This is a genomic window from Prauserella sediminis (assembly GCF_014195435.1).
Classification (GTDB): Bacteria; Actinomycetota; Actinomycetes; order Mycobacteriales; family Pseudonocardiaceae; genus Prauserella; species Prauserella salsuginis.
Genome location: NZ_JACIBS010000008.1, coordinates 63,976 through 88,802, shown reverse-complemented (window position 1 = coordinate 88,802; position 24,827 = coordinate 63,976). Strand labels below are relative to the sequence as shown.

23 protein-coding genes and 2 pseudogenes are annotated in these 24,827 nt (G+C 71.3%); 14 read left to right on the top strand and 11 right to left on the bottom strand.

Annotated features, from left to right (window positions below; genetic code table 11):
* From FB384_RS23955 to FB384_RS23940, 4 genes and pseudogenes are all read left to right on the top strand, one after another.
* Positions 1-488: pseudogene (locus FB384_RS23955) on the top strand (hypothetical protein); the annotation flags it as partial.
* A gap of 9 nt (positions 489-497) precedes the next feature.
* Positions 498-1,223, top strand: a complete 726-nt coding sequence (locus FB384_RS23950) for a M50 family metallopeptidase (protein WP_258936133.1) — start codon at positions 498-500, stop codon at positions 1,221-1,223.
* 139 nt (positions 1,224-1,362) lie between these two features.
* Positions 1,363-2,604 (top strand): aldehyde dehydrogenase family protein, encoded by a 1,242-nt coding sequence (locus FB384_RS23945; RefSeq protein WP_183787101.1) that lies wholly within the window; start codon positions 1,363-1,365, stop codon positions 2,602-2,604.
* Between the two features lie 387 nt (positions 2,605-2,991).
* A complete protein-coding gene (locus FB384_RS23940) occupies positions 2,992-4,701 on the top strand; it encodes a DEAD/DEAH box helicase (protein ID WP_258936272.1) in 1,710 nt (569 codons plus the stop codon).
* Positions 4,702-4,778: 77 nt separating this feature from the next.
* On the opposite strand, the gene FB384_RS23935 is transcribed toward FB384_RS23940, so the two are convergent.
* The 3 genes from FB384_RS23935 to FB384_RS23925 all read right to left on the bottom strand — a co-directional run bounded on the left by FB384_RS23935 (position 4,779) and on the right by FB384_RS23925 (position 7,530).
* Positions 4,779-5,861, bottom strand: a complete 1,083-nt coding sequence (locus FB384_RS23935; protein ID WP_258936132.1) for an adenylate/guanylate cyclase domain-containing protein — start codon at positions 5,859-5,861, stop codon at positions 4,779-4,781.
* Positions 5,862-5,868: 7 nt separating this feature from the next.
* Positions 5,869-6,318, bottom strand: a complete 450-nt coding sequence (locus FB384_RS23930; protein ID WP_183787099.1) for a universal stress protein — start codon at positions 6,316-6,318, stop codon at positions 5,869-5,871.
* Positions 6,319-6,408: 90 nt separating this feature from the next.
* The gene (locus FB384_RS23925) at positions 6,409-7,530 is read right to left on the bottom strand and encodes a coiled-coil domain-containing protein (protein WP_228726651.1); all 1,122 of its coding nucleotides are present in this window, start codon (positions 7,528-7,530) and stop codon (positions 6,409-6,411) included.
* A 333-nt stretch (positions 7,531-7,863) separates the two neighbouring features.
* Here FB384_RS23925 and FB384_RS23920 point away from each other — a divergent pair, with 333 nt between their 5' ends.
* A complete protein-coding gene (locus FB384_RS23920) occupies positions 7,864-8,241 on the top strand; it encodes an SPW repeat protein (protein WP_183787098.1) in 378 nt (125 codons plus the stop codon).
* A 66-nt stretch (positions 8,242-8,307) separates the two neighbouring features.
* Here FB384_RS23920 and mce read toward each other — a convergent pair whose 3' ends face one another.
* Positions 8,308-8,754, bottom strand: coding sequence for a methylmalonyl-CoA epimerase (gene mce / locus FB384_RS23915; RefSeq protein ID WP_183787097.1), 447 nt, complete (start codon positions 8,752-8,754; stop codon positions 8,308-8,310).
* 190 nt (positions 8,755-8,944) lie between these two features.
* Between mce and FB384_RS23910 the strand changes: the two genes are divergently transcribed.
* Entirely contained in the window at positions 8,945-10,129 is a 1,185-nt protein-coding gene (locus FB384_RS23910; protein ID WP_183787096.1) for an acetyl-CoA C-acetyltransferase, read from the top strand.
* 122 nt (positions 10,130-10,251) lie between these two features.
* On the opposite strand, the gene FB384_RS23905 is transcribed toward FB384_RS23910, so the two are convergent.
* The gene (locus tag FB384_RS23905; RefSeq protein ID WP_228726650.1) at positions 10,252-11,202 is read right to left on the bottom strand and encodes a LysR family transcriptional regulator; all 951 of its coding nucleotides are present in this window, start codon (positions 11,200-11,202) and stop codon (positions 10,252-10,254) included.
* Positions 11,203-11,253: 51 nt separating this feature from the next.
* On the opposite strand from FB384_RS23905, the gene FB384_RS23900 reads away from it, so the two are divergent.
* Entirely contained in the window at positions 11,254-12,699 is a 1,446-nt protein-coding gene (locus FB384_RS23900) for an MFS transporter (protein WP_183787095.1), read from the top strand.
* Between the two features lie 30 nt (positions 12,700-12,729).
* Here FB384_RS23900 and FB384_RS23895 read toward each other — a convergent pair whose 3' ends face one another.
* Complete coding sequence (locus tag FB384_RS23895; RefSeq protein WP_183787094.1) at positions 12,730-13,776, bottom strand: class I mannose-6-phosphate isomerase; 1,047 nt, start codon at positions 13,774-13,776, stop codon at positions 12,730-12,732.
* Between the two features lie 61 nt (positions 13,777-13,837).
* Positions 13,838-14,959 carry a 5-methyltetrahydropteroyltriglutamate--homocysteine S-methyltransferase gene (locus FB384_RS23890; RefSeq protein WP_183787093.1) on the bottom strand — a complete coding sequence of 374 codons (1,122 nt, stop codon included), beginning with the start codon at positions 14,957-14,959 and terminating at the stop codon, positions 13,838-13,840.
* Between the two features lie 310 nt (positions 14,960-15,269).
* On the opposite strand from FB384_RS23890, the gene FB384_RS23885 reads away from it, so the two are divergent.
* Positions 15,270-15,626, top strand: coding sequence for a DUF3817 domain-containing protein (locus FB384_RS23885; protein WP_183787092.1), 357 nt, complete (start codon positions 15,270-15,272; stop codon positions 15,624-15,626).
* 36 nt (positions 15,627-15,662) lie between these two features.
* Here the strand turns inward: FB384_RS23885 and FB384_RS23880 are convergent, their stop codons facing one another.
* The gene (locus FB384_RS23880) at positions 15,663-16,163 is read right to left on the bottom strand and encodes a MarR family winged helix-turn-helix transcriptional regulator (protein ID WP_183787091.1); all 501 of its coding nucleotides are present in this window, start codon (positions 16,161-16,163) and stop codon (positions 15,663-15,665) included.
* A 219-nt stretch (positions 16,164-16,382) separates the two neighbouring features.
* Here FB384_RS23880 and FB384_RS23875 point away from each other — a divergent pair, with 219 nt between their 5' ends.
* Positions 16,383-16,688, top strand: a complete 306-nt coding sequence (locus FB384_RS23875) for a thiamine-binding protein (protein ID WP_183787090.1) — start codon at positions 16,383-16,385, stop codon at positions 16,686-16,688.
* Positions 16,689-16,720: 32 nt separating this feature from the next.
* On the opposite strand, the gene FB384_RS26980 is transcribed toward FB384_RS23875, so the two are convergent.
* Positions 16,721-17,125 carry a hypothetical protein gene (locus FB384_RS26980; protein WP_228726649.1) on the bottom strand — a complete coding sequence of 135 codons (405 nt, stop codon included), beginning with the start codon at positions 17,123-17,125 and terminating at the stop codon, positions 16,721-16,723.
* 258 nt (positions 17,126-17,383) lie between these two features.
* Here FB384_RS26980 and trxA point away from each other — a divergent pair, with 258 nt between their 5' ends.
* Positions 17,384-18,370, top strand: a complete 987-nt coding sequence (gene trxA, locus FB384_RS23865; protein WP_183787089.1) for a thioredoxin — start codon at positions 17,384-17,386, stop codon at positions 18,368-18,370.
* Between the two features lie 151 nt (positions 18,371-18,521).
* Here the strand turns inward: trxA and FB384_RS23860 are convergent, their stop codons facing one another.
* Positions 18,522-18,683 carry a hypothetical protein gene (locus FB384_RS23860; protein ID WP_183787088.1) on the bottom strand — a complete coding sequence of 54 codons (162 nt, stop codon included), beginning with the start codon at positions 18,681-18,683 and terminating at the stop codon, positions 18,522-18,524.
* Positions 18,684-18,762: 79 nt separating this feature from the next.
* Here FB384_RS23860 and FB384_RS27620 point away from each other — a divergent pair.
* A pseudogene (locus tag FB384_RS27620) lies at positions 18,763-18,807 on the top strand (hypothetical protein); the annotation flags it as partial.
* A gap of 132 nt (positions 18,808-18,939) precedes the next feature.
* Here FB384_RS27620 and FB384_RS23850 read toward each other — a convergent pair.
* Complete coding sequence (locus FB384_RS23850) at positions 18,940-20,412, bottom strand: neutral zinc metallopeptidase (RefSeq protein ID WP_183787087.1); 1,473 nt, start codon at positions 20,410-20,412, stop codon at positions 18,940-18,942.
* A gap of 124 nt (positions 20,413-20,536) precedes the next feature.
* On the opposite strand from FB384_RS23850, the gene glgP reads away from it, so the two are divergent.
* The 3 genes from glgP (at position 20,537) to FB384_RS23835 (ending at position 24,826) form a co-directional block, all read left to right on the top strand.
* Positions 20,537-23,092, top strand: coding sequence for an alpha-glucan family phosphorylase (gene glgP / locus FB384_RS23845; protein ID WP_183787086.1), 2,556 nt, complete (start codon positions 20,537-20,539; stop codon positions 23,090-23,092).
* Between the two features lie 48 nt (positions 23,093-23,140).
* Entirely contained in the window at positions 23,141-23,983 is an 843-nt protein-coding gene (locus tag FB384_RS23840) for an ABC transporter ATP-binding protein (protein WP_258936124.1), read from the top strand.
* A 63-nt stretch (positions 23,984-24,046) separates the two neighbouring features.
* Positions 24,047-24,826, top strand: a complete 780-nt coding sequence (locus FB384_RS23835) for an enoyl-CoA hydratase/isomerase family protein (protein ID WP_183787085.1) — start codon at positions 24,047-24,049, stop codon at positions 24,824-24,826.
* Position 24,827: the final 1 nt, after the last annotated feature.

Genomic DNA, 24,827 nt, shown 5'->3' with positions numbered 1-24,827 from the left:
AGTTGCGGGCGGTCTCGCCCGCGACACGGCTGTCGGCCGGCAAGCGCGAGCGGCTGGCGATCGTCGCTGACGCGGCGGAGTCCGGACTGCTCGACGCGGCTGCGTTGCGTGCGATGGATCCGGGGGATGCGGTCGACTTGGTCCGGCAGCTTCCCGGGATCGGGCCGCTGTCCGCCGAGCTGATCGTCGCCCGCGGGGCCGGGCACCCCGACGTGTTCCCCGCCCACGACAGGCTGTTGCTGGCGGCGATGGCCGACCTCTACGACCGGCCGCCCGCCGAGGTGGCCGAGCGATGGCGGCCGTACCGGAGCTGGGCGAGCTTCGTGATCAGGTTCGCCGCGGTGCTGCGCGGTGCCGGTGGGCGCGGTGCCGGTGGGCGCGGTGCCGGTGGGCGCGGTGTCAATGGGCGGGGTCTCAATGGGCGGGGTGTCGGCAAGCAGGGTGCCCGCGGGCGGGGTGTCACCACGACCCGACATCCGTTGTGGTGAGCTGGCGCGGTGCAGGACGGTATCGACGAGATCACCCGGGCGTTCGATCTGGACGTCACGACGGCGGGCACGATCATTCTCCTCAGCGGCGTGGCCACGCTGATCGTGGTCTTGTCCGGAGCGCCGTGGCGGCTGGCGCGGAACCTGCTGACGATCGTCCACGAGGCGGGGCACGCGCTCGCCGCGCTCGCGGTGGGCAGGCGGCTGCAGGGAATCCGGCTGCATTCGGACACCTCGGGCGTGACGGTCTCGCGGGGCCGTCCCGAAGGCCCCGGCATGGTGCTGACGTCGCTGGCGGGCTACCCGGCGCCCGCACTGCTGGGGCTGCTGTTCTCGTGGTTGGTGTGGGCCGAGCAGCTCTCGGCGGTCCTCGGCGTCACCGCGGTGCTGCTGCTCGGCGTGCTGGTCCTCGTCCGCAATGCCTACGGGGTCTTCTCCGTGCTGGTTGCGGCGGCGGTGCTCGGTGCCGTGGCGTGGTTCGCCCCGCCAGGGGTGCAGGCCGTGTTCGTGTACGTCGTGACGTGGTTCCTGATCCTGGGTGCGGTGCGGCCGCTGTTCGAGCTGCAGAGCAAACGCCGTCGTGGTGCCGCCCGCGACTCGGACATCGACCAGTTGGCCCGGTTGACCGGCCTGCCTGCGGCGCTGTGGCTGCTCGTGCTCGGAGTCCTGATCGGAGGCTGTGCCGTCGTGGGCGGCATGTTGCTCGTCGATCCGGCCGTCGGCGGGCCGCTGTAGCCCCCTGAGCAGGTGCCCGACCCGGGGACCGCCCGTGGGCACGCACCGGCGGTGGGGCACACTGAGGAGTCGACACCGTGACGATGACGGTGCGGACGACTGCGGGCCCGGCGCCCGCGAGCGGGGAAGGGCTCAGGCTGTGACGGACGAGGTCGCCAAGGCTGTCGAGGAGTGCGCGCGAGTGGCGAAGCACGCGGCGCCGTCGTTGGCGACCGCGTCGGACGAGGCGATCGACGTCGCCCTGACCGCGATGGCGGACCGTCTCGTCGAGTACCGGGCCGACATTCTCGCTGCCAACGACGCCGACGTGACTCGTGCGCGCGCCGAGGGGATGAGCGCGGGTCTGCTCGACCGGCTCACCATCACCGAGGACCGCCTGACCGGGATGGCCGACCAGCTCCGGCTGCTCGCCGGTGCCCCGCACCAGGCGCGCTCGGTCGACGTGTCCGCGCTCGACGGCGGGCTGAAGCTCGTCGAGCGGCGCAGGCCGGTCGGTGTCATCGGCGCGAACTACGAGGCGCGGCCCAACGTCACGGTCGACGTGGCCTCGCAGCTGGTCAAATCGCGCAACGCGGGCGTGCTGCGCACCGGTTCGGCCGCGCTCGGCTCGGCCCAGCGGCTGATCGAGATCGTCGTCGCCCCCGCCCTGGCCGCGGCCGGTATCGACGCCGGCGTCGTCCAGCTCGTCCCGCGCACCGAACGGGAGGCCGCGGCGGCGCTCGTGCGCCTGCCGAACCTCGTGCCGCTCGTCATCCTGCGTGGCAGCGGTGAGACCACGCGCGCGCTGGCGACGGAGGGTGCGAACTGCGGCGTGCGCACGCTCGCGCACGCCGACGGCGGCGGCGTGCTGTACGTCGACGAGGCGGCCGACGCCGACACGGTGGCCGGTCTCGTCAGCGGCAGCCTCGACCGGCTCGGCGTCTGCAACCGGCTCAACCTGCTGCTGGTCCACTCCGCGGTCTACGACCGGTTGTGGCCGGTCATCTCCGAGGCCCTCGCCGGCCGCGGAGTGACCCCGTCGCTGCCGCCGCACGAGCACCCGATCGGCTACGAGTGGGCCCTGGACTCGGACCGCGAGGCCACGGTTACCGTCGCTCCCGTCGGCGGCCTCACAGAGGCCGTGGCGATCGCCAACGAGCAGACTTCCGGCCTCGCCGCCGGCATCGCGACCGAGGACTCCGCCACGGCCGAGGCCTTCTTCGACGCTTATCAGGGCACCGGCGTGTTCTGGAACGCCCCGACCCGGCTGCTCGACGGCTTCAAGCTGCTCGGCGTGCCGGAGACCGGCATCAACCTGGACCGCGTGCCTGGCCCGCGTGGCCCGGTCACCTACACCGACCTGTACGTCCGCCAGTACGCCGTACTCCCGGCGTCGCGGTGAACGCACCCCCACCGCCGCAGCACCTGCGGCCGGTGGTCACCTCTGTCGGGGATGTCACGGCTGTGGCGTCGCCGCACATTCCCCGGATCAGGAAGGTCCACCACAGTGAACGACACCGCCACCGGCGACAGTACCGATAGCGCCACCGGCGCAGCGGCCACGTCGGACGACAACGACTCCAACGCCGGTGACCCCAACCCCGGCGAGCCCACCGCCGCGGTCGCAGCGACCGCCGACACCACCGAAGCCGGGTACGACACGGCCGACACCGACACCGACACCGACGACGACACGGCCGAGGACGAAGACGAGGACACACCCGGTCCCGCCGCTGACGCCACCGCGGACACCGCCGCGGCCGACACCGACGAGGACGCGGCCGACACCGTGGACTCCGACGAGGGCAGTGGCGAGGCGGGCGTGACGTTCGCCGACCTGGACCTGCGGCCGGAGCTGCTCGGCGCGCTGTCGTCGCTCGGCTACGAGGAGCCGACCCCCATCCAGCGGGAGGCGATCCCGCCGATGCTGGCAGGGCGCGACCTCGTCGGGCAGGCCGCGACGGGCACGGGCAAGACCGCGGCGTTCGCGCTGCCGATCCTGCAGCGCATCACCGGGCACGGGAAGGGTGCCGGTCCCAAGGCGCTCGTGCTCACACCGACCCGCGAACTCGCCGTACAGGTCTCCGAGGCGTTGCACCGCTACGGCAGCGAGCTCGGCACGCGCGTGCTGCCGATCTACGGTGGGCAGCCCATCGGCAGGCAGCTGAAGGCGCTCGAACGCGGCGTCGACGTGGTGATCGCGACGCCGGGCCGCGCGCTCGACCACCTGTCGCGGGGAACGCTGTCGCTCGGCGAGCTGAGTATGGCGGTGCTCGACGAGGCCGACGAGATGCTCGACATGGGCTTCGCCGAGGACATCGACGCGATCTTCGCGGAGATGCCCACGGAGCGGCAGACGATGCTCTTCTCCGCGACGATGCCGCCGCGCATCAACGGTCTCGTCAAGCGATTCCTGGCCGACCCCGTGCAGATCAGCGTCGGCAGGGAACGCACCGCCGGCGGGGCCGAGTCGCCGATCACGCAGACCGCCTACGTGGTGCCGCGCGGGCACAAGCCGGCGGCGCTCGGCCGTGTGCTGGACGTCGAATCGCCCGCAGCGGCGATCGTGTTCTGTCGCACCCGGGACGAGGTGGACACGCTCACCGAAACCCTCAACGGCCGCGGCTACCGGGCCGAACCCTTGCACGGTGGCATGAATCAGCTGCAGCGCGACCGGGTCGTCGAACGTCTCCGCGGGTCGAGTGCCGACCTGGTCGTCGCGACCGACGTGGCGGCGCGCGGACTCGACATCGATCAGCTCACGCACGTCGTCAACTACAACGTGCCGAGTGCGCCCGAGTCGTACACGCACCGGATCGGCCGCGTCGGCCGCGCGGGCCGTGAGGGTACGGCCATCACGCTCGCCGAGCCGCGGGAACACCGCATGCTCAAGACGATCGAACGCGTCACCGGCCACAAGATCGCCGTCAAGAAGCTGCCGACGATCGCGGATCTGCGTGCGCAGCGGCTCGAACAGACCCGCTCCTCGCTGACCGAGGCGCTGCAGGACACCGCGGATCTCGACCGGTTCCGCTCGGTCGTCGAGCCGCTCGCCGACGAGTACGACGTCGTCGAGATCGCGCTCGCCGCGGTCAAACTGGCGCACGAGGCCGGCGGCTCCATCACCGAAGAGGAAGAGATTCCCGAGGTGAAGGCGTGGCCGCCGGCGGAAGGCAAACGCGGTGGCAAGCGCGAGGGCGGCCAGGGCAACGGTCCCGGCGGCAAGCAGAAGGGCGCCCGCGCCGTCGGCCCGGGTATGACGCGCCTGTTCGTCGGCGTCGGCCGCACGTCGGGCGTCCGGCCGCAGGATCTCGTCGGCGCGATCGCGGGCGAGTCGCGACTGCGTGGCCGCGACATCGGTGCCATCGACATCGCTGATCGGTTCTCGCTCGTCGACGTGCCCTCCGGAGCGGCGGAGGACGTGATCGCCGCGCTGAAGGGCACGAGCATCAAGGGACGCAAGGCCACGGTGCGCCGCGAGCGGTACCAGAAGAAGTAGCGCACTCCCGCCGGCCGCCGGCGCTTGCGCCACGTCGCAGACCGGCCGGGTCCGTCCGTCACCGGTGCCGGCCGCCGTCAGCCGTCGCGATCGGTCCCGGCGTCGTGCTCGGTGCCGGGACCGGTGTCGCGGTCGGTCCGGCTGAGTCCCAGCAGGTCCGCTGCCAGCTGCTGGCCGCTCGACACCCGCCGGGTCGCACCTGCGCGCCGCAGCACTCCGGGGCGGAGCCGGCTGTAGCCGCGCACCGAGGTGGCGCGGCGGGACCGCACGTCGAAGTCGTCGAGTCCGTCCAGCTCGCGGCCGAGTTCGCGGTCCACCAGGACCGTGCCCGGCCTGGCGAGCGATGTCAGCCTGCTCGCCAGGTTCACCACCGAGCCGTACACGTCGCCGAACCGGCTCAGCACGCGGCCGGCCGCCATGCCGACCCGCACGTGCGGCAGGTCCTCGTCCTCACCGGCGCGTTCGGACAGGGTAAGGGCGATCTCGGCGGCGTCGGCGGGTTCGTCGCAGACGAACAGCACCTCGTCGCCGATCATCTTCACGATCCGGCCGTGGCGGTCGGCGATGATGTCGGAGGCGAGCGCTTCGAACCGCTCCAATACGGCGCTCAACTCGGCCTCGTCGACCCGGCGGGTCATCCGGGTGTAACCGACCATGTCGGCGAATCCGACGACTTCGGTGCGCGACTCCGGTTCCTCGTCGGCACCGGTGAGCAGGCGCGCCGAGTACGCGGCGAGGTGGCGCCGCCAGACGAAGTTCTGCACCCGTTCGAGCTCCGGGAGCACGCTTTCGACGAGCTTGCCGATGCGGCGTTCGTCGCCGGCCAGCTTCGGGTTGTCGGCCACCAGCGACCACAACAGATCGGCCTGCCATTCGGCCAGTCGTGACAGGTGCAGGCCGACGGCGCGGGCCACCGACGTTTCGAGTTCCTCGTCGAGCAGCCCGGCCGTCACGAGCCGGTCGACGATGCGCACGGCTTCGACGTCGGCGTCGGTGAACACGGTCTCGTCGTCAGCGGCTGTCGCCAGGCCCAGCGCACGCCACAGCCGTTTCGTCCGCTCCGGGGGAACGCCGGCCTTGTCCGCGACCTGCTGTCGCGTGTACTTGCGCTTGCCGTCGAGGAGGATTCGCTCCAGCCGGCGCGCGAGCGCCTCGTCCACGGGCGGCCTAGGTGGTGTGCACGATCAGCACGTCGACGCCGGATTTGCGCGCAACCTCGGACGGCACGGAGCCGAGGATGCGGCCGGCGAGCGTGTTGAGCCCGCGGTTACCGACGACGAGCAGATCGGCGCGGCGCTCCTGGGCGGTACTGCGCAGTGCATCCACCGGCTCACCCTTGACAGCAACCGTTTCGATGTCACGGGCGCCGGCTTTCAGCGCGCGGTCCCGCGCCGACTGCAACGTGTCCTCGGCCGGCGCGGAGCCGACGACCTGGTACGCCTCGTCGCCCAGTTCGTCCTGCGCGCGCAGCACCTCGTCCTTGCTGGCGGGGAAATAGGCACACACGATCACGACGGTGGCGCCGGCGTCCGCGGCGACGGCGGCGGCCCGGTCCACGGCGGCGTAGGACGAGTCGGACCCGTCCGTGCCCACGATGACGGTCTGGTAAGCGGCCATGCTTCTCGCATCCTCCAGCGGGCTCGGTGAACCTCGGTGGTACTGCAGGCCGAACAGTAGCCGGTCGCCGTACCGGGGGCCACACCGTACCTACTCGCGAGTCGCTTCCGCTCCCGACGCACCGGCCGATGCTCCCGCGTGGGCCTTCTGGCCGTTGCGTTGCGGCAGCGACGAGTCAGTGCCGGACTGCTTGCCCTCGATGGCTGCGTCGACCTCGGCGAGCATCGACTTCGCGGACAGGACCTGGTCGGAGACCTTGTGTCGCAGCGTGCGCAGCGCTTGGACCTTGTCCTTGGCGTCGGAGACCCGCCGCTTGGCGAGCTCGGTCGCTTCCCGCACCCGGCGGTTGGCTTCCTCGGTCGCCTCGCGCACGCGCCGGTTCGCCTCGTCGGTCGCCTCGGCGACGCGGGCGTTGGCCTCGCTGATCGAGTTCTGCTTGCGCCGGTTGGCGTCCTCCACGGACTCGCGCTGCCGCCGCTCGATGTCGGCCTTCGCCGTGGCCTGCTCCTCGGCGACCTCGGCGCGGATCGCGGCGGCCTCCTCGGTCGCCTCGCGCACCCGGCGTTCTGCCTCGGCCTTGCTCGCGGCCTCCTGCTCGGCCAACTCACGCATCGCTTCGGTGCGACGCGTGGCCATCGCGATCTCGAAGTCTTCCTCGACCTTGGTGCGGCGCTGCTCGGCCTCGGTGTCGAGGCGCTCGCGCTCGTCCTTGGCCTTGGTGAGGATCGAGTCGGCCTCGGCCCGCGCGTCCGCGATGACCTTGCGGTGCTCGGCCTCCATCTCGCGGCGCCGCTCGGCCAGCTCCGTCAACAGCTGCTCGTAGCGGGCCCGCATCGCGCTGGCGTCAGCCTCGGCCTTGGCGCGGATGTGCCCGGCCTCGGCCTCGGCGCGCGCCTGCGTGTCGGCGGCCTCCTCCTGCGCGAGCCGCAGCATGCGCTGGAGACGTTCCGAGAGCCCCTCGATCGTCGTCGGCGGCTGTGCGAGGCGGTCGACCTGGCCCCGCAGGTCGTCGATCTCGACGCGGGCCGATTCGAGTTGTTTCGCCAGATCGCCGGCTTGGGAGATCGCCGCGTCGCGGTCGGAGGTGAGCATCCGCAGATCGGCGTCCAGCCGTTCCAGATGCTCATCCACCTGTGCCCGGCTGTAGCCGCGCTTCTCGAAGTCGAAGCCGGCCCCCAGCGGCACGAGATCCCGTTCGTCGCCAAGGCTCATGTCCCCACCCTAACCGCACGCGTGATCGCCACGCCGCCGAATGCGCCCGTGGCGCCGCGGTGCTTCACACGGGATTCACAGCCGGGCCGCGGCCCGGCTGTCGAGTGCCTGCCGATTCCGTCTTGCGCTGGGAAAACGGCGACGTCCGAACCATCGCCGGCGGCATTGACCGGGGGCACCCGGAAGCGCATGCTGAGGTGAGGGGCCGCCGTCGTCACCCAAGCATTCGGCAGGCGGGCACCAGCGCACCTGCCGGCGTGTGGTCCGGCGGTCGACCCCGACGGCGGGCACATGGTGTGCCCTCCGTGGGCCGATCTCCAGGAGGTGATCACGATGGCCGGATCATCGACTCATCCGGCACGTGCGTGGACCCGGCCGCACGACTGGGCCGAGGTCGTACTCGGTGCGGTACTGGCGCTGTCCCCGGTCTGGATGAGCACGGACACCGCGGCAGCGTGGACCATGTCCGTGCTCGGCGCGCTCATCGCCATCGACGGGCTGGTCTCGCTGGCCATGCCCGGCATGATCGTCGGTGAGGGAATCCAGGTGGTACTCGGTGTGTTGGCGTTCGTGTCTCCGTGGGTGATGGGCTACACGGCCTTCACCGGCGCGGCGTGGACGTCCTGGATCATCGGTGGGCTGACCGTGCTCGTGGGCGCGGCGGCGGTACCGGTGGCCAGCGCCGCACATCGGATGGCGGGCCAGCACTAGCGGCCGGAACAGTGTCGCTCACGGCGTTCCCGGCAACGCCGTGAGCGGGCATCCGGCCCTGGCGGATCAGGCGGGCTGCACCAGTTCCACGAGCACGCCGCCCGCGTCCTTGGGGTGCACGAAGTTCACGCTGCTGCCCGCGGTGCCGCGTTTGGCCTCCGGGTAGAGCATCCGCAATCCCTTGTCGCGCAACGCCTGTGCGGCGGCCTCGACATCGGTGACCCGGTAGGCGAGCTGCTGCAACCCCGGTCCCTTGGTGTCGAGGAACTTCGCGATCGTCGACTCCGCCCGCAACGGGGCGAGCAGCTGCACCGCGGTGCCACTCTCGTCGCCGGGTGCGTGCAGCATCGCTTCGCGCACGCCCTGCTCCTCGTTGACCTCGACGTGCGTGGCCTCGAGGCCGAAGCTGTCGCGGTAGAACGCGATTGCCTCGTCCAGGTCGGCGACGGCGACGCCCACGTGGTCGATCGTCGTGATGTACGGCGCCAGCGCCGCGGTTGCCTGCTGCTGCATACGCGCAGGATAGGGCCACCGGAACGCCGGTTGGGGTGCGCTTGTTCACACCGTGGGTTGGGCCGCCGCGGAGTCCGATTCCGCCGCGGCGACCGGTATCGTTCCCCGGTGAAGCGCCGCTGGTGCACAGGGCACGCGAGGCGTGCCGGGTCAGCGCCGAGAAGCATCGTCAACGCTTGGAGGAAGACACGTGTCCGGTTCCGTGATCCTGGGGGCGGCCCGCACGCCGATCGGCCGGTTGCTCGGCTCGGTGAAGGACTTCTCGGGCGCCCAGCTCGGCGGTGTCGCCATCAAGGCGGCGCTCGAGCAGGCGGGCGTGGCGCCCGAGAAGGTGCAGTACACGATCATGGGTCAGGTGCTGACCGCCGGCGCGGGGCAGATGCCCGCGCGGCAGGCCGCCGTGGACGCGGGCATCCCGATGGACGTGCCCGCCCTGTCGATCAACAAGGTGTGCCTGTCCGGCCTGGACGCCATCGCGCTGGCCGACCAGCTCGTAAGGGCGGGCGAGTTCGACCTCGTCGTGGCCGGCGGCCAGGAGTCGATGACCCAGGCGCCGCACCTGCTGCCGAAGTCGCGCTCCGGGTTCAAGTACGGCGACGCGACGCTCGTCGACCACATGGCCTTCGACGGCCTCCACTGCGCGTTCGACCAGGTCGCGATGGGCGTGTCGACGGAGAAGTACAACGCGCGCTACGGCCTGACCCGTGAGCAGCAGGACGAGTTCGCCGCACGGTCGCACCAGCGTGCGGCGAAGGCGATCGCCGACGGCGTGTTCGCCGCCGAGCTGGCGCCCGTCGAGGTGCCGCAGCGCAAGGGCGACCCGGTCGTGTTCGACACCGATGAGGGTGTGCGCGGGGACACCACGCCGGAGTCGCTGGGCAAGCTGCGCCCGTCGTTCGCCGCCGACGGCACGATCACGGCCGGTTCGGCGTCGCAGATCTCCGACGGTGCGGCCGCGGTCGTCGTGGCGAGCCCGGCGATGGCCGAGCAGCTGGGCCTGACCCCGCTGGCCGAGATCGGCGCGCACGGTGTCGTCGCCGGTCCCGACGCGAGCCTGCACGAACAGCCGTCGAACGCGGTGGGCGCGGCACTGCGCAAGGCCGGGCTCGACGCCTCGTCGCTGGACCTCGTGGAGATCAACGAGGCGTTCGCGGCCGTCGGCCTCGTCTCGACCGACAAGCTCGGCGTCGACCCGGAGATCGTGAACGTCAACGGCGGTGCGATCGCGCTCGGCCACCCCATCGGCGCCTCCGGTGCCCGGCTGGCCGTGCACCTGGTGCACGAGCTGCGCCGTCGCGGCGGCGGCCTCGGTGCGGCCTCGCTGTGCGGCGGTGGCGGCCAGGGCGACGCGCTGCTGCTGAACGTGCCCGCGTAGCCCTCGCTCACACCACGTCCGGCGCCGGTGAGCCCTCGGCTCCCGGCGCCGGACGTGTATCCGGGGCCGGGAACCGCGCGGCGTGTCCGGGGCCGGCTCGACCCACCGCGCGCGGCGGCGGGTCACCGCGGTTGCGGTGCTTCCGTGGGCAGGAGCTGGGCCGCGACCTCGTTGATCTCGTCGAGCGCCTCGGTCACGAGCGGGTGCCCGGCGTGGCCGCTGCGGGTCGCGGCGATCACCCGTCGTGCGGGTGCGGGATCGCCGGACAGCGGGACGCGCGCGACGGGACGGTCGTCGTGCAGCCGTGCCAGCCGGGGCACGAGGATCACGCCGAACCGCTGTGCGACGAGCGCCGCTCCGGTGTCCCATTCGTCGGCGTAGTGCGCGATGTTCGGGGAGAAGCCGGCTGCGGAGCACGCGGTGCGGACCAGGTCGTGGTAAGCGGTGCCGGGCCGTCCGACGATCCACTCCTGGTCGGCCGCGTCCGCCAGCGTGACGCGGCGACGTGCGGTGAACGGGTGGTCCGTGGGCACGACCAGGTCGAGCGGATCGTCCAGCAGCGGTTGCTGGTGGAACCGGTCGTCGCCGGTCGGCGGTGTGTGGGCCGTATTGATCACCAGGGCGAGGTCCACGTCACCGGCCAGCAGCAGGTCGAAGCACCGGCCCGGCTCGGCCTCGATCACCCGCATGCGGACGTGCGGGTGCCGATCGCGCAGGGCCGCCGCGACCGGGGGCAGCAGGTGCGTGGCGGCCGTCGAGAAGCCGCACACGGTGAACGGGCCGCTGGGCTCGCCGGCGAGGGCCGCGAGTTCGGCGTGGGCGCGTTCGGCCTGCGCGGACAGGACGTCGACGTGCCGCAGCACGGTACGCGCCGCGGTGGTCAGCTGGATTCCGCGGCCGCGGGCTTCGATCAGCGGAACGCCGAGTTCCTCGGCGAGCTGACGCAACTGATACGAGACCGCCGACGGCGTGTAGTGCGAGGCCGCCGCGGCCGCAGTGACGGTGCCGTGCTGCGCGACGAGTTGGAGTACCCGCAACTTCGGGTCGATCATGCAGTCATTTTGCACGGTCATGATGAAAATCGTTTGATTCTCCTCACCGAATAATCTCGGCACCATGGTCGTGTGCTGCTGGAACGTCTCGCTTCCCCTCGTCACCGCCCACTTCTCAGCTCGCCCGCGCGCACCGGTGCCTACGTGCTCGCCGTGCTGACTTTCGGCGCCTATCTGCCGAGCACGCTGTATCCGGCGTATCAGCAGACCTTCGGCGTCGACGATCTGACGATGACCGTGGTGTACGCGACGTTCGCCCTGGTCAGCGCGCCGGCGCTGCTGCTGTTCGGGCAGGCGGCCGATGCGCTCGGTGCGCGTCCCGTGCTCCGTGGGGCGCTGATCGTCGCGGCGGCCGGCTCGGCGTGTTTCGTGTTCGCCACCGGCACCACGTGGCTGCTGCTGGGCCGCGGGGCACAGGGCCTTGCGCTCGGCGCTGCGACGGCGGCTGCGAGCGCGCTCACCTCGCTGCACGGCGGCAGGCGGATCGCACCCGCGGCACTGGCGGGCATCGCGTTCGTGGGCGGCACCGCCGCCGGACCGGTCGTCGGCGGGCTGCTCGCGCGGTACGCGCCAGCTCCGGAGACCGTGCCGTTCGTGCTCCACCTCGGACTGTTGGCGCTCGGGTGGCGCCTGGTGTCCGGGTTGGGCGGGAGCGCCCCCGGGATGACCGTCGCGGCGGGCACGTCGGGTCGTGCGGGGTGGCGTCCCACGAAGCCGGCGATCCCGCGCGGCATGCGCAGGGTGTTCGCCTCGGCGGCTGCCGCGGGTTTCGTCGCGTGGATGGTGGCGGGCCTGTTCCTGGCCATCATTCCGACGCTGCTGAACCGGGCAGGGCAGACCAGCCCCGCGGTGACGGGCGCGATTCTCGGGCTGGTGCTGGTGTGCTCGGTGGCGACCCAGCCGTTCGTGGCCAGGCTGCGGGACCGGCGGGCGCAGGTACTGGGGCTCGCCGCGCTGCTGACGAGCCTGGCGTTGCTGGCGTTCACGGCGGGCGGGTCGACGGTGGTGACCCTCGTGGCCGCGGTGATCGCCGGTGCCGGGCACGGCCTGGCCTACGGCGGTGCGGCCGCGGCCGTCGACGCCGTCGCACCCGTCGCACGCACCGGCGCGATCACCGGCGCGCTGCACGTGGCGTTCTACCTCGGTTCCGGGGCGCCCGCGGTCGTGGTCGGGCTGATCACGCTCACGCATCCGCTCGCTACGGCGACCACCTGGGTCACGGCTGTGACGGCGGCGTTGGTGCCGCTGGTCGCGGTGGCGGTCGCCGTCTTTCAGCGCCCCGCGTTCCCGGTCCGCCGGACTCGCGTGTGGTGGCCGGGCGGCCTGCGGCGCGACGGGGGCCGCCGCAGGGCGGTCGCCGCGCCGTCGCGGGCGTCCGCGGCGCTGTCCCGGGTCGCCGGTACGCCGTCGCGCGAACGCCGGATCCGGCACGCCGCCGCGCATCCCGGCAGGGGTCCTGCGTTCCTGCGCCCGCGCACACGGTCGGCCGAGCGTCGGCGGCGGCGCACCAGCCGCTGAGCACCCGGCGGTCCCGGCCGGACCTGCCGGTCAGGCCGGTGGGCGGCAGCGCAGGACGGTGACGTCGCCGGACAGCTCCAGCGCGCCCGCTCCGTAGGGCACGACGACGGTGTCGCCCCGGGCGATGGGTGTTTCGCCGTGCGGCGAGGCCAGCGTGCCCGCGCCGCCGAGTGCCACCAGCACGGCGAAGCCCGGCGTGAGGGTGAGCGTGCCGGCAGGCGCGGCGCGGGGGAACAGCCGCTCGGCGCGGAAGAATCCGTCGGCGAGCGGGGCGAGCAGTTCGGCCGCCGCAGGGTCGGTGGCGTCCCGGCCGGCGGGCTCGTCATCGCCGCGCCGGATGAGCGAGGTCAGGCGCTGTTCGTCCCAGCCGGAGGTGTCGAGGACCTGCAACGCGGTGTCGAAGCCCAGACCCAGGTGGCCCTGCTCGGGGGAGTCGAGGAAGTCCCGCCACTCCATGGTGAGCGAGAAGTCGGTGGGCTGCTGCAGTTCGACGACGAACACGCCCGCGCCGATCGCGTGCGGCAGGCCGGCCGGGATCACGACCGTGTCGCCGGGTGCGACCGGGACGGCGTTGAGCGCCTCCAGCATGGACGGCGCGTCCTGGTCGCGTACCCAGTCGCGGACCGTCGCGGCGGGGAGCGTCTCGCGGAATCCGGTGTAGACGGTCGGATCGTCGCCGGAGGCCCCGACGACGATCCACGCCTCGGTCTTGCCGAAGTGCGAGTCGAAGTGCGCGCGGGCGAACCGGTCGTCGGGGTGGAAGTGGACGGGCAGTCGCTGGCCGGCGTCGAGCAGTTTCACCAGCAGTGCGGTCGAATCGCCGAACCGGCGCAGGTGCGGGTCGCCGAGCCAGCCGCGGGGGTCGGCGGTGACGGCGTCGGCCAGCCACCGGCCGTCCGGCAGGCGGGTGAGCCCGTCGGGGCCGCCCGTGAACCTCGTGGTCGTCGAGGCGACCCAGTCCTCGGGGCCGTACTCACGTGTCTCGTCCCCACGGAGAGCGGCGATGGCGGCGCCGCCGCGGTAGAACTGCGGCGGCTGGTTGGCGGGCAGGACGATCGGTTCGAGTGGCTCCGGCACGGCTCCGCACTGTAGGCCACGCGCGGGCCGACGGGTATCGCACGCGCCGCCGGCGCAGGCGTCAGCCCCAGACCTGTTCGGCCGTCTCGACGATCAACTCCAGCTTGCGGATCTGCTCGTCCTCGGTGATGTCGTTGCCCTCCTCCGTGGAGGAGAAGCCGCACTGCGGGGACAGGCAGAGCTGGTCGACGTCGATGTACTGCGACGCCTGGTCGATGCGCCGCCGCAGTCCGTCGACCGTCTCCAGCTCCCCGCGTTTCGTCGTGACCAGGCCGAGTACGACGTACTTGCCCTTCGGCACGAAGCGCAGCGGCGCGAAGCCGCCGGAGCGCTCGTCGTCGAACTCGAGGAAGTAACCGTCCACGTCGAGTTCGTTGAACAGCGCCTCGGCGACGAAGTCGTAACCGCCCTCCGCGGCCCAGGAGGAGCGATAATTGCCGCGGCACAGGTGGGTGGTGATCGCCATGCCGTCGGGCTTGGCGGCGATCGCGGCGTTCATGGTCCGGATGTTGCGCAGGTGCAGCGTCTGCGGGTCGAAGCCCATCTCGGCGACGAACTCGCGCTGTGCGGGGTCGTTGAGATAGGCGAGGCTCGTGTCGTCGAGCTGCAGATACCGGCAGCCACGGTCACCGACGGCCGCGATCTGCGCGGCGTACGCGGCGCCGAGGTCGGCGAAGAAGTCCTCGAGATCGGGGTAGACGCTCGGGTCTACGGCCGCCCTGCCGCCGCGGTAGTAGACCATGCTCGGCGACGGGATCGTGAGTTTCGGCGTGACTTCGGGGTCCACAGTGGACTTGAGGAAGTCGAAGTGGTCGCCGAAGATCGTGTGGCCGAGGCCCACCGTGCCGTCGACCTTCAGGCCCGACGGACTGAATTCGAGCTCCCCGTCGGCGTTGCGGAACTTCACCTGAAGCTTCTCGTCGCTCGCCGAGATGCCTTCGAGTTGGTAGATGAAGTCCATGTGCCACGACGAACGGCGGAACTCGCCGTCGGTGGCCGACCGCAGGCCGACCCTGCGCTGCATGTCGACGACGTCGCGGATCGCCTCGTCCTCGGCGGCTCGCAGCTGCTCGGCGGTGATGGCGCCCTGGGCTGCCTGCCGTCGCACTTCGTGGATCGCCGCGGGGCGCAACAGGCTCCCGACGTGGTCTGCGCGGAACGGCGGCGTTCGACGCTGAGTCATGATCGCATCGTCACACAGTCACCGGCGCCCATCAATGACGCCGATTCGGCGCAGCTCGGCACCGTTCGCCGGGTGCTCCTTCACTTCCGCGCCGCAGGCCGTCCGGAGTAGAAGTCACAAAGCGCCCGAAGCGGTGACAATTCGCACCGCACGGTTACGTGTGGTCACAGTCTCACCAGGTCATGCCGACGTTCGTGAGTACGGTCACGGAACGCACGGGCATGTTGCGCGTCGCGGGCGGCGTTGGCGTATACAGCAAGTGACGTGGCTGCCCGTCCGTGGCGGCACAATCCGAGCGGAGGAGGAACCGTTGTCGAACAAGGCCGCCGTCTTGTTCCGCGTGGTCGCCGTGGCCGAGGCGCTGTCGTGGGCCGGCCTGCTGATCGGCATGTTCCTGAAGTACGTCGTCGAACTCGGCGAGGGCGGCGTGCCCGTCCTTGGCGCCGTGCACGGCGCCATGTTCGTGGTGTATCTCGTCGTGACGCTGGGTGTCGCGAAGCCGCTGGGGTGGTCGGCCGGCACCACCGTCACCGCGTTGCTGGCGAGCATCCCGCCGCTGTTCACCTGGTGGTTCGAGACCTGGGCGCTGCGCCGCGGCAAGCTCGACGGCCCGCAGCATTCCCAGCGCGGCGGCACGGCACTGTTCCGCCAGCCGGTCGGCGCCTGAGTGCCGCTCACTTCCGAATCCGCATCGGCCGGCGGCTCACTCGGTGAAGTCGCCGGCCGCTTTGCGCACCTTGGTCAACAGTTCGGTCAGCTGCTGTGTCTGCCGTTCCGTCAGGCCGTGGAGTCCGAAGTCGATGTCGGTGACGGCTTTCGTCGCGACCTCGTACCGTGCACGCCCGTCGTCGGTGATCTCGACGAGGGTCGTGCGCCGGTCCGTCGGATGCGGTACTCGCGTGACCAGGCCTCCGGATTCCAACCGGTCGACGATGTTGGTGACGCTCGTCGGGTGCAGCTGCAGCCGTTCGCCCATGACCCGCATCGGCAGTGCTCCCTGTCGCGAGAAGGTCAGCAGCACCAGCGCCTCGTAGCGGGCGAACGTCAGCCCGTGCGGCTTCAGCGCGCCGTCGACGGCCGACTGCACGATCTGCTGTACCCGCATGACGCCGGTGACGGCCGCCATGGTGTCGGAAGGCCCGATGCGGTCCTCCCACAGTTGCGCCGCGCGGGCGATCGGGTCGAACGGCAACGGACGGTTCATGGCGCCCGAAGTTAGCAGCGCGGGCGACGTCGGCGGGCACGCGCCCCGAGTCGATCGCCCACGCCGCCGCCCAGTGTCGCCGTCCAGTGTCGCCGCCTCGTGTGGCCGTCGTGTGGCGCCGCCGGAGGTGCCGGGCAGGACGCGGTCACGGTAGAACACGGGGCACGAGACGACCGGCGCACGAGGCGCCCGGTACGAGAACCCCAGGGGAGCCCCACCATGATCGTCGCGTTCAGTGTCAGCCCGGCGGCCGCGCCCGACTCCGACGGCGGTGTGAGCGAGGCCGTCGCCCGCGCCGTCCGTGTCGTCCGCGAGTCCGGCCTGCCGCACCGCACCGGGTCGATGTTCACCGAGATCGAAGGCGAATGGGACGAGGTGATGGACGTGGTCAAGCGTGCCACCGACGCCGCGGGGGAGGGGTCCGCCCGGGTCGGCCTGGTGATCAAGGCCGACATCCGGCCCGGCTACACCGGCCAGCTCGACGCCAAGCTCGACCGCGTCGAGGCGCACCTGCGCGAGCAGTGACCCCGCCGCCCGCCCGCCGGAGCGGTGCCAACTCAGCCGGTAGCCAGCGTGACGGTTGCGACGATCGCCGACAAGGACGCCGCCAACGCACTTACCGACGCGGCAGCGTTCCCGAATCCCGACCAACAGCGGCGCATCAATTCGGCCCAGCGTGAGCTGCTCGCGAGCATTGTGACGTTCTGCCACTTGTGGGAGCGGATCCAACAACCCAGCAGCAGGCCATGAGCGTTGTTTCGGCATCGCTCGTGTGCACGGGTGGGCGCCAGGCACCATGTGGGTGCCGCAAAGAGCATGTACAGCAGCGACGCACAGGAGCCGGCGATGATGATCGGTAGGCTGACGTCACGTGCGGTCCACGCGTAAACGACACCGGCGACCACGAGGTATCCCCAGAAGCGAAATACTGTCCGCAATAGCTTGTTCTTCGTTTTCGCCATGCCTGCCGAGCGTATTGAGCATACGGTGACGCTACGACTGCTGAGCGTGTACGGAATCGGATACACCGATGTGACCGGGCGTATAGCTCACATCCGTGTGACTTCGTCCGTGTTGGGAGCGAGCCGCACGTGAGTGATGCCACGACGCGGCGCGAGCAGTGACCCCTGCCGCCCGCCCGCCAGAGCGGTGCCGAGCTGCGGATTCGCTAGGATTCCACCAGTGACCCAGCTCCCAGCAGTCCGTGCCAGGATGGAACCGTGACACAGCCACGCAACACTCCAGGGGTACCGGCGGCCCTCTCCGGAGCGGTCGATCTGTCCGGTTTGAAGCAGCGCGCCGAGGCCTCGCAGCAGCAGGCAGGCCCGTCCGCGGCGAGTGGTGAGGCGCCGCCGCCGTCCGGTGGAGCCGGCGGTGGTGGAGCCGGCGGCGCCGGCGGTGCCGTTATCGACGTGACCGAGTCGTCGTTCCAGGCCGAGATCGTCGAGCGGTCGATGAACACGCTCGTCGTCGTCGACCTGTGGGCCGACTGGTGCGGGCCGTGCAAGCAGCTCAGCCCGGTGCTCGAGAAGCTCGCCGGTGAGGCGAACGGTGCGTGGGTGCTGGCGAAGGTCGACGTCGACGCCAACCCGCGGATCTCGCAGCTGTTCGGCGTGCAGTCGATCCCGACGATCGTGGCGATCGCGGGCGGTCAGCCCGTCGACGCCTTCTCCGGCGCGTTGCCGGAGCCGGAGATCAAGCAGTGGCTGAACAAGCTGCTGGACGCGCTGCGCGACAAGCTGCCCGGCATCCGCGCCGCGGAGGAAGGTGCGGCCGCGGAGCCCGTCGAAGAACCGGAGGACGAGCGGTTCACCGAGGCCGAGGACGCGTTCGCCCGCGGCGACCTGGCCGCCGCCGAGGCGGCTTACCAGCGGATCCTCGACGCCGAGCCCGCCAACGAGCAGGCCAAGGCCGCGCTGAACCAGGTGCGCTTCGCCGCCAGGGCGGCGGAGTCCGACGCGTCGGCGATCGCCAAGGCCGACGCCGACCCGGCCGATCTCGACGCCCAGCTCGCCGCGGCTGACCAGGAGGTCGCCCAGCAGCAGGTCGAGGCGGCGTTCGCCCGCCTCGTCGACACGATCCGCCGCACCGCGGGCCAGGACCGCGACCGTGTCCGGGAGCACCTGGTCGGGCTGTTCGAGTTGTTCGACCCGGCCGACGACCGCGTCGCCAAGGCCCGCCGGGACCTGGCCGGCGCCCTGTTCTGAGCAAGCGCATCCGCCCCGTCGTCCGCGGCTCCGGCCGTGGTCGGCGGGGCGGTGGCGTGCCTGGGTGTGGTGCGGCGGAATGTGCTGCGGCGGGTTCGCCGGCCGTCGTCCACCGGCCGGCGTCGTGCGGGCCCCGGCAGGAGCCGTCGGATCATCCGAGGGCGCTGGCGAGCGTGGTGACCCCCGGTACGGCGAGTGCGAGGCCCGCGCCGATGTCGAGTGTGAGGCGCACCCGCGGCCGGGCCAGTACCGCACCGAGCGCGCCGAGCGCCGTCACGTAGAGCGTCCACCACAGTGCGGCGCAGCCGACCACCAGACCGCCGAGCAGCAGCGTTCATCCAGCACGTGCTCGCGCTGCCGGAGACGCTGGAGCTGGACCGGACGACTTCCTCGTGCACGTGGCCGCCGAGAACCCGCAGGAACTACAGCGGCTGGTGCTCGACGAGTTCACCGACCGCCCGGAGGTCGCGCTGGTCCACACGAACCTCGTCTTCGAGCGCAGGGACGCGGGACCGCTCCTGTCACCCGACTGGGTCGCGAACCGTGACTCCCGCCCGCAAGGCGCGGTGCTACTTGTAGGTCTCGGTGCAGACCGAGGAACCGTCGAGGAAACCGTTGCGCAGGGCTTCGATGCGGGCGAATCCGTTGGCGACCCGATGGCCGCTGATGTCGGCCGCCAGCAGGCTGCGCGGTTGCAGCAACTCGGCGATCGCCTCGTCGAGGTCACCGGGGGACAGATACAGCGTGGAACCGCTGTTGGGGTCGTTGGCGTACTGCGCCCACGCGCCGACCAGACAGGCCGTGCGCAGCCCTGCCTGCCCGCCCTCGGTGGGGGCGCCGACGCCGTGCTGGATCCCCTGCACGTACCGGGACGCCACCTCCGAGAACACGGCGAAGTCGCCGAGGCCCGCGTCGGGTGACTTCTCGCCGGTCAGCTCGCCGACCTGGTCCGCGGGCTGGCCGATCTTCTCGAGCGTGGCCAGGTCGATGTTCACCTCGTTGCCCTGCTGGCAGTACGACACCGGTGGTGTGGACCTGCCCTGGTCACACGTCCCGTCGCCCTCGACGATCTCCGGAGCGTCGACGCCGGAACCGGAGAACGCCTGGTCGAGGCTGCGCTGGACGTGCACCATGGTGCCGGCCGTGATGGGGGCCTGGCCCTGCTGGGCCTGGTCGGTCGCGTTCTTGAACGGCACCTCGGTGATTCGCTGGTCGACCTCGGCCTTGTCGATCTCCGCGCACCGCTTCGCACCCTCTTCGAAGCCGAGCTGCACCGCGTAGGTCCGGTCGAATCCGGAGCCGTGCGCCCCTTGTTCGTTGGCGTGCGCGCCGGGTGCGTCGCGGATCAGGAACAACGCGCCGAGCACCTCGTTCACGCCGTCGGAGGTCGACAACTCAAAGTACTTGCTGTCGCCTTCGGCGATCCAGCGCATGTACGAACCGGTGAAGCAGTCGGCCTGCTGCTCCTTGACGATCGTGGACGTGCCCTCGTCGATGCCCGCCTTGTCCCCGAGCCGGGTCTGGACCGCGTGCCCGAATTCGTGGGCCAGCACCGCGGCGACGGCCATGTCGCCGAACTTCTCGCGCAGCAGCGGCAGCAGGACGCCGCGATCCCAGGCGACGAGGTCCTCCGGCGGGCAGTAGAAGGCGTTGAGTGCCATGTCCCGCGTGTTGGTGCCGCAGACCTCCTGCGAGTCGCCCTCCGGGTCGTAGGACATGAGCTTGTCGACGTGCTCGAACTTCTCGCCGAAGTGCTCCGGCATCTGCTCGTCCCAGTAATCGGTGACGTCGGCGATCGAGGCCAGTGCCAGCCGGTCCTCCATGGCGTCGGTCGCACCCTCGGCCTGTACGTCCGGTTTCGCCGCGTTGTCCTTGAGCCCGCTCTCGAAATGGGTCACCGGCAGTCCGGCGACGTCTCCGACCGTCTGAAGCTCGCCGGTGACCTGTTCACCCGCGCAGCCGGTCGCGGTCAGGGCCACGACGGCCATGCCGGCGATGATCCGTGCTGCGGCGATGCGTCCCGGGCGCCCCCCTGTCCTCATGGGGGTGCACCTTACTGAGTGGCTGCGGACGACATGCGGCGATCCGGACACCGAGTCCCGCCGAATGGTGGTGATCACGCCCCCCGCGGCTGCGTACCGGTGATCCAGTAGGTTGAATCGCAGCATGAGAGCAGTCCGTCGCTTCACCGTGCACGCGCGCATTCCGGACCAGTTGGCAGGGCTCACGGCGCTGGCGACGAACCTGCGCTGGACCTGGCACCCGCCGACGCGGGACCTGTTCGCGTCCATGGACGACGCACTGTTCCGGCGGATCCGTGACCCGCTGCGGATGCTCACCGAGATGCCCGCGGACCGGCTCGACGAGCTCGCCCGCGACGAAGCGTTCCTGAAGCGCACCCGCGACGCCGTCGACGGACTGCACCGGTACTTGACCGAACCGCGCTGGTATCAGCGGCTGGCCGCCGACCGCGAGCGCGTGCCCGCGGCGGTCGCCTACTTCTCGATGGAGTTCGGCGTGCACGAGGCGCTGCCGAACTACTCCGGTGGTCTCGGCGTGCTCGCGGGGGACCACCTCAAGGCCGCCTCCGACCTGGGGGTGCCGATCATCGGTGTCGGTCCGCTGTACCGCGCCGGGTACTTCCGCCAGGCGCTGTCGCTCGACGGTTGGCAGGTCGAGCACTACCCGGTGATCGACCCCGACGGGCTGCCCCTCGAACTGGTCACCGAGGAGTCGGGCAGGCCCGCTCTGGTGAGCGTGGCGATGCCGGGCGGCCGTGAGCTGCGCGCCCAGTTGTGGAAGGCGAGTGTCGGCAGGGCGGTCCTGCTGCTGCTCGACACCGACGTCGACGGCAACGACGACGACCTGCGGCGGATCACCGACCGCCTCTACGGCGGCGACGCCGACCACCGCATCCGGCAGGAGATCCTCGCCGGCATCGGCGGCATGCGCGCGGTGCGGCGCTACTGCGAACTCACGGGGCATCCGCAACCGGAGGTGTTCCACACCAATGAGGGGCACGCCGGGTTCCTCGGCCTGGAACGCGCCGACGAGATCCTCTCCGGAGGCGGCCTCGACTTCGATGAAGCGCTGTCGGCGGTCCGGGCGGGCACGGTGTTCACCACGCACACGCCCGTGCCGGCCGGCATCGACCGGTTCCCCGTCGACCTGGTGCAGCACTACTTCGGCGACGGCGCACTGCTGCCGCACGTCGACCCGCGGCGGGTGCTCGCGCTCGGTGCGGAGGACAACCCGGGCATGTTCAACATGGCGCACATGGGGCTGCGGCTGGCGCAGCGCGCCAACGGTGTGTCCGCGCTGCACGGCCGCGTGTCGCGGCGGATGTTCGCCGGGCTGTGGCCGGGTTTCGACGTCGACGAGGTGCCGGTCCGCTCGGTCACCAACGGGGTGCACGGCCCGACCTGGGTGGCGCGTGAGATGACCGCGCTGCTCGGCGGCAACGACGAGGAGTGGGGCCACGAGGGCGACGGGAACGGCACGCGCATCGCGGCCGACGTGACCGACGAACAGTTGTGGGCGCTGCGCCGGGAACTGCGGTCCAACCTGGTCGGCGAGGTGCGCAGGCGCGCGAGGGAGGCGTGGTTGCAGCGCGGCGCCTCGGCCCTCGAACTGGGCTGGACGGATCGGATCTTCGACCCGGACGTGCTGACCGTGGGCTTCGCCCGCCGGGTGCCCACCTACAAGCGGCTGACGCTGATGCTGCGGGACCCGGAGCGGTTGCGCGCCCTGTTGCTCGACGAGCACCGGCCGATCCAGATCGTCGTCGCGGGCAAGTCGCACCCTGCCGATGAGGGCGGCAAGGCGCTCATCCAGCAGATCGTGCGGTTCATCGACGGCGATCCCGAGGTACGCAGGCGCATCGTGTTCCTGCCGGACTACGGCATGCAGATGGCCCGCTACCTCTACCGCGGGTGCGACGTGTGGCTGAACAACCCGACCCGCCCACTCGAGGCGTGCGGTACCTCGGGGATGAAGGCGGCGCTCAACGGTTGCCTGAACCTGTCCACCAGTGACGGCTGGTGGGACGAGTTCTACGACGGCAGCAACGGTTGGGCGATCCCGACGGCCGACGGTGTCACCGACCCGCTGCAGCGGGACGACCTGGAGGCCGCGGCACTGTACGACCTGCTCGGCCAGCAGATCGCGCCGCTGTTCTACGACCGGGACGAGCGTGGGGTGCCGAAGGGCTGGCTCTCGCGCGTGTGGCACACGCTGCGCACGCTGGGCCCGAGCGTGCAGGCCTCGCGCATGGTGCGCGAGTACGTCGAGTCGTACTACCTGCCTGCGGCGGAGACGGTCGCGGAGGCCACGGCCGACGGGTACGCCGGCTCGCGCGCGTTCCACGACTACCGCACGCGCCTCGAGGTGGCCTGGCCGCGGGTGCGCGTGGCCGACACGGAGCTGCTGGCCGACGGGTCCGAGACGTTCGTGGTGGGCGCGGACGTGCGGGTGCGCGCCCGCGTCGACCTGGCGGGACTGGACGACGCCGACGTCGAGGTGCAGGCCGTGGTCGGCCGGGTCGGCGACACCGACGACCTGGCCGACGTCGTACACGTGGCGATGGAGCCGGTCGAGCGCGGCGTGTTCGAGGCGCGGCTGCGGCTGCCGCACGCGGGGGCGCTGGGGTACACGGTGCGCGTGCTGCCGCGGCACCGGCTGCTGGCGAGTCCGGCCGAGCTCGGCAAGGTCGTGTCGGCGTGACGCGGGCCCACACGCGGGCGCCCGCGGCCGGTCGGTGAGAATGTCCCCGTGAACGCGGCGCATGACACTCCACGGGACGACTCACGCACCGGCGAGCCGGAGAACCTCGAGGACCTGGTGGTCCACGCCTCGGGCGTCGGGGTCCGGCGGGGCGGCAACAAGTTGCTCGCCGATTTCGACTGGTCGGTGGAACTCGACGAACGCTGGGTGATCCTCGGCCCGAACGGTGCGGGCAAGACCACGCTGCTCAAGCTGGCGGCGGCGGAGCTGCACCCGACGACGGGCACCGTGCACGTGCTGGGGGAGCGGATCGGCCGTACCAACGTGTTCGAACTCCGCACGCGGATCGGGTTCACGTCGGCTGCGGTCAACTTGCGTGTCCCCGGTGAGGAGAAGGTGCGGGACGTCGTGGTCAGCGCCGGGTACGCGGTCATGGGCCGCTGGCGGGAGCGCTACGACGAGCTCGACACCGAGCGGGCCGACGAGCTGCTGGCCGCGCTCGGTATCGCTCACCTGGCCACACGGGAGTACGGCACGCTCTCGGAGGGCGAGCGCAAGCGCACGCTCATCGCCCGCGCGCAGATGACGGATCCGGAGCTGCTGCTGCTCGACGAACCGGCCGCGGGACTGGACCTCGGCGGGCGCGAGGACCTCGTGGCGCGGCTCTCGGGGCTGGCGCTCGACCCGGACGCGCCCGCGATGGCGCTGGTCACTCACCACGTGGAGGAGATCCCGCCCGGGTTCACCCACGCGCTGTTGCTGGCCGAGGGCCGTACCGTCGCGGCGGGTCTGCTCGACGACGTGCTGACGGCGGAGAATCTGTCGGCTACGTTCGGCCAGGACCTCGTGCTGGAGCGCTCGGGCGATCGCTTCTTCGCACGGCGCAGGTAAGCTCATTACCGGCCGGTAGCTTCCGGTCGCAGGCACGTCGAGCAAGCGTTCAAGGAGGAAGGCGTGGGCGAGTTCGTACGACTCGAGGTCGAGGCAGGCGTCGGCACCATCAGGCTGGACCGGCCGCCGGTCAACGCGCTGAACAACCAGGTGCAGCGTGAGCTCGCCGAGGCGGCGAAGGAGGCAGCGGGCCGCGACGACGTCCGCGCCGTGATCCTCTACGGCGGCGAGAAGACGTTCGCGGGCGGCGCCGACATCAAGGAGATGGCCGCCAAGTCCTACGTCGAGATCAACGAGTTCGGCGCCGAGCTGCAGGCGTCGTTGGCGTCGCTCGCCGAGTTGCCGAAGCCGACGGTCGCAGCGGTGACCGGCTACGCGCTCGGCGGTGGCCTCGAGCTGGCCATGACCGCCGACCGCCGGGTCGTCGGGGACAACGTGAAGGTCGGCCAGCCGGAGATCCAGCTCGGCATCATCCCTGGCGCGGGCGGGACGCAGCGGCTGACTCGGCTCGTGGGCCCGAGCAAGGCCAAGGACATCGTCTACACGGGACGGTTCGTCAAGGCCGAGGAGGCCCTGTCGATCGGCCTGGTCGACGAGGTCGTCGCCCCGGACGAGGTGTACGCCGCGGCGCACAAGTGGGCCGCGCAGTTCGCCGACGGCCCCGCGGTGGCGCTGAAGGCCGCCAAGGCCGCGATCGACGGTGGCCAGGACATGGATCTGCGCAACGCGCTGAAGCTCGAGACGCAGCTGTTTACGGCGCTGTGGGCCACCGAGGACCAGGCTGCGGGCATGGAGTCGTTCATCGAGAACGGCCCCGGCAAGGCCCAGTTCAAGGGGAAGTGAC